We start from the raw sequence: 3,109 nt of genomic DNA on the forward strand, positions 1-3,109 counted from the left end.
ACCTCATTATTTACAATTTTTTTCTGAAGAGAAGGGAGATTATCTTTTAAATGCCGGTTTTATTTTACAGCAGTTAGATTTATTTCTGGCTGCTAATAATATAGGTGCCTGCTGGTTTGGATTGGCTAAACCAAAAAAAGAAATAATTTCTCAATCAGATTATGAATATGTTATAACTCTTGTTTTTGGTAAACCATCAGAAAAAAATAAACGAAATTCTATTGAAGATTTTGATAGAAAAAAATTATCAGAGATTAAAGAGGGAGATAAATATAATGATTTATTGGAAGCAGCCAGACTTGCTCCATCAGCAACTAATGGCCAGCCCTGGTATTTTAAAACAGAAGAGGGTAAAATTCATCTTTATCAAGATAATCCCAGTTTTTTAAAGAAAATATTTTATAAAAAAATGAATGGGATAGATATGGGGATTGCTCTGGCTCATATCTGGATTGCAGCAAAACATAACAATTATGATTTTAATTTTGAAAAATATTCAGATTCTCCAGCTGAAATAAATGGTTATGATTATATAGGTACAGTTGAACTAAAAAGTTAAAGGAGGGTTAATTTTGAAAAATAATAAAAATCAATTGAAAGTTGCATTAATTCAGATGAAAGTTATTGATGATAAAGATAAGAATTTGGTTAAGGCAAAAGATTTTGTAAAAAAAGCTGCAGATCAGGAAGCAGAGCTAGTTATGCTTCCAGAGATGTTTAATTGTCCCTATCAAACTATTAAATTTCCAGAATATGCTGAAAAAGAAGGTGGGAAAAGCTGGCGATTTTTATCTGAACTTGCCAAGGAAAATGATATTTTTCTTGTAGGTGGTTCTATACCGGAAAAAGATGATAAAAATGATACCTATAATACTTCCTATGTTTTTAATAATAAAGGTGAACAAATTGCAAAACACAGAAAAGTTCATTTATTTGATATTGATATAGAGGGAGGCCAGACTTTTAAAGAATCAGATACTTTATCTGCTGGAAATAATATAACAGTTTTTGATACTCCCTATGGTAAAATGGGACTTGTGATTTGTTATGATTTGAGATTTCCAGAATTATCAGCCTTATTAAGTAAAAAAGGAGTTAAATATATTTTAGTACCAGGTGCCTTTAATATGACTACCGGACCTGCTCACTGGGAACTGCTTTTTAGAAGTAGAGCTTTAGACAATCAGGTTTATACTTTAGGTGCAGCACCTGCCAGAGACAGCAAACAGCCATATGTATCTTATGGTAATTCAATTGCAGTATCTCCCTGGGGTAAAGTAATTAAAAGACTTGGAGGAGGAGAAGATATTTTGATTACTGATTTAGATTTAGATTATTTGGATAAAATAAGAGAAGAATTACCTTTATTAAAACATAAAAGAGAGGATATATATGATGGATAAAATATTAAATAAGAAAAATTTGATTGTGTTTTTACTTTTAATATTTTTATTTATTCCTTTTAATAATCTTCAGGCAGAAAATATTGAACTTCCGGTTAGTGTAAGTTATAGAGAGAAAATTGCTTTAGGTCCTGAGGCAGAATCAGCAGTTATTTTGGTTGATCCAGCTGCTGCTGAGAATAATTTTATTATTAAAGAAAAACATAAAAAATTAGAAAATGGAGTACCTGTTAACTATATTTTGGAGATTGGTGAAGAACAAATTTTGCCAGAAAAAGAATATCGCCTTCATTCTGTAATAAAAACAAATAAAGTTCTGATTTGGAGTAATACTCAATTTATAAAAGGATCTGAGATATTAGCTGAGAATGAAGTTCAGGTAATAACTGGAAGACTACCTTCAAGATTAATTACTTTTTATAATGATCAACAAAAAATAAAAATTCGTCATTTAGAAGAATTAGCTCAGATTATTATTGAGGATAAAGAGTATTTACTTCCTCAATATAAAACTGCTTCAGGTGTTAGATATCTTAATGATGAGCTTAGTGTATGGAACAAAGGAAGAGAATTGAAGGTTGATTATAAAGGAAAAGAATTTACAGCCAGACTGGCAGGGTTAAAAGATTTGATTAAAAGTGATAAAATCATAAAAGGGAGAGGGCAGGAACCACCCTGGCAGCTTGAATTAAATAAAAAACAATTAAAATTTAAATTTGGTTATTTGCAAAATGAATTAAATATTTCCAGAAGTCAAATTAGCAAAACAAAAAAAGATAATGAACTTATATATAATGTTGAATCATCATTTATAAATTTTAAGTTAAAAATATTAGAAGAAATCCATCGAGATATTATGAATGGAGAAATTTATCCCTTAAAAATTATTGTTATGATAAATAACAAAGAGTTTACTGGAGGAGCATATCTAAAAGAATAAAATAATTTTAATTATCATTAAATAAGTTTAATTGTTTTTGGTCTGAATTGTTTTCGATGACTGTGTCGTTATTATTATAAGGAGATAGTAATTTTTTTAATTCTGCAGTATTATTAGTTTTAAGCCAATTATCTTCCTGATTTTTGGATAAGATCACGGGCATTCTATTATGTATATTATTTATTTTTTCATTTGCATTAGTTGTGATTATTGTATAACAGGTTATTAGATTATCATCTTTATCTCTAAATTGATCATATATACCTGCAAAAGAAAATATTTTTTGATTTTTAAGATATATCTCATGTTTTATATTATTTTTAGCTATTTTTTTCCATTCAAAAAAAGATGTGGCTGGAATAAGACAGCGTTTATCTTTAAAAGATTTTTTGAAAGTAGTTTTTTGATCAATAGTTTCAGATCTGGCATTGATAATTTTTTGCTTTGTATAGGAAGGAGAAAAACCCCAGTTAAATAATTTTAACTGTTTATTATTTGACTTTGTATCAATGGTAATAACCGGTGCATTTTGTCCTGGATAAATTTCCTTTTTGGGAGAAAAATTGATATCATTATTAATAGTACCATATCTTAAAGCCAGATCAGTAGGTTTAATATAAAGGGAATATCTACCACACATATAATCAGCTCCTTTATATATTATATTTTCGTTAAGTCCAGAAATTCCTTTTTTAATAAAAAAATAGAGAGGATGAGATAATTGGGAAAATTAAACTGGATGGATGTTAGTGATTTATCTTTTAAC

4 protein-coding genes are annotated in these 3,109 nt (G+C 28.2%); 3 read left to right on the forward strand and 1 reads right to left on the reverse strand.

From position 1 onward, the window contains the following. The 3 genes from VJ881_05050 to VJ881_05060 all read left to right on the forward strand — a co-directional run. Positions 1-559: nitroreductase family protein (locus VJ881_05050; GenBank protein ID HKL75416.1), on the forward strand; the 559-nt coding region annotated here is incomplete at its 5' end. Positions 560-572: 13 nt separating this feature from the next. Further along, positions 573-1,403 (forward strand): carbon-nitrogen hydrolase family protein, encoded by an 831-nt coding sequence (locus VJ881_05055; GenBank protein ID HKL75417.1) that lies wholly within the window; start codon positions 573-575, stop codon positions 1,401-1,403. Beyond that, a complete protein-coding gene (locus tag VJ881_05060) occupies positions 1,396-2,343 on the forward strand; it encodes a YbaY family lipoprotein (protein ID HKL75418.1) in 948 nt (315 codons plus the stop codon). The genes VJ881_05055 and VJ881_05060 overlap by 8 nt, the downstream gene beginning before the upstream one ends. Positions 2,344-2,350: 7 nt before the next feature. On the opposite strand, the gene VJ881_05065 is transcribed toward VJ881_05060, so the two are convergent. Beyond that, on the reverse strand, positions 2,351-2,983 hold the full coding sequence (locus VJ881_05065) for an SOS response-associated peptidase (GenBank protein ID HKL75419.1): 633 nt from the start codon (positions 2,981-2,983) through the stop codon (positions 2,351-2,353). Between the last annotated feature and the right edge of the window lie 126 nt (positions 2,984-3,109).

The organism is Halanaerobiales bacterium (assembly GCA_035270125.1).
Taxonomy (GTDB): domain Bacteria; phylum Bacillota; class Halanaerobiia; order Halanaerobiales; family DATFIM01; genus DATFIM01.